Genomic DNA, 1,365 nt, shown 5'->3' on the forward strand with positions numbered 1-1,365 from the left:
ATATAAAATACTTTTTAATGTATCTGCAATATTTGCTATTGGCTTAATTTCTACTGGCTCATTATTGTAGCAATATATATTTTTAGGAAATTTCTTAATAGTGTAAGTCGTATTCAAATTTAGTTGCTTTACGGCTTCTCTATAAGTTGTAAAAGTATTTAATAATAATAGTTCATCATTTACTTTCACACTTCCCAAATTGCCGAAAGGAAAACTTTTCAGCATCATAGTAGATATAGCAGATTTGTTCCCTCCTTCTTCTTTAATTATAATATTTGCCATAAATTTAAGAACAGGTCTTGACATCTTAAAATATATTCCTCCTATTCCTACACTAATGATTCCGGAAATGATAAATATGTACCAATAACGTAGTCCCATTTTTAGGATAGAATTTATGTTTAAGGGAACATTATTGTTTGAAATTTTTTTATTCATGACAGTGTTATTTATTTAACAAGTAAGGCTATGGCTAATGATACAAATACAGATATTCCACCTATAATAGTGGAAACTACAGAAACGTTAAACTGATCGCTTTGACTATATTTAGCATTTCCTCTTCGAGCTTTATTAGGCTCTACGTAGACTATATCGTTTTGTTGCAAATAAAAATAAGGGGATTCCAATAAATCAGTTGCAGTTAAATCAAAGCGATGAAACTCTTTTTTGCCGTTGTTGTCACGGATCAGTAATATATTTTTTCGCTCTCCATAAATAGTCAAATCACCTGCCATACCAATGGCATCAAGTATGCTTATCCGCTCATTATTCACTTGTCTGGTGCCAGGAGAGTTTACTTCACCTAATACCGATATTTTAAAATTGAGAATTTGGACAGTAACTAATGGCGACTTTGCATAAGCTGAAATTTTAGTTTGCAAATAATTGGCTAATTCGCTTCTACTCATACCCGTTACTTGTATTCTCCCTAATATTGGAAAATTAATATCTCCTTTACTGTCAACTAAATAAGTCTGAACTGTCGGAGTTGTTACTACATCTTTCTCTCCTGCCGCAAGGTAACTCGTTAATGGTAAATTGAACGCTGCTACCGCATTAGGGTCAACACTAGATACAAATATGGACAGTTGGTCATCTTTGCATATCTTTGCTTCATAATCTATGTTTTTTTCTTGTAACAGCTCTGGTGAATAGCTGTTAATATCTTGAAAATATGTAATCTGATTGGTTGTCTTACAGGAACTAAGTAAGGCTATCCCGATGGCAGCACTAATGATCTTTACTTTCATTTGATTGTTTATAAATTTTATTCGTATTTATTGAAAACTTTAATTTAATCCTTATTATTAACGGTAAAACAGAATGCTTTATTATGTTGGGCTGATCAAATAGCTAAAATAT

The 1,365-nt window shown here is 31.6% G+C and carries 1 protein-coding gene and 1 pseudogene; both read right to left on the reverse strand.

Annotated elements, in window-relative coordinates; genetic code table 11:
- Window positions 1-438 (reverse strand): annotated as a pseudogene (locus QVP90_RS13305) (GumC family protein); the annotation flags it as partial.
- 11 nt (window positions 439-449) lie between these two features.
- Complete coding sequence (locus tag QVP90_RS13310) at window positions 450-1,253, reverse strand: polysaccharide biosynthesis/export family protein (RefSeq protein WP_021936701.1); 804 nt, start codon at window positions 1,251-1,253, stop codon at window positions 450-452.
- Window positions 1,254-1,365 lie beyond the last annotated feature (112 nt).

It is taken from the genome of Bacteroides sp. CAG:189 (assembly GCF_000432295.1).
Taxonomy (GTDB): domain Bacteria; phylum Bacteroidota; class Bacteroidia; order Bacteroidales; family Bacteroidaceae; genus Bacteroides; species Bacteroides salyersiae.

Coding starts and splice junctions, on each gene's coding strand:
- QVP90_RS13310 (WP_021936701.1), bottom strand. CDS start 1,253: ATGAAAGTAAAGATCATTAGTGCTGCCATCGGGATAGCCTTACTTAGT.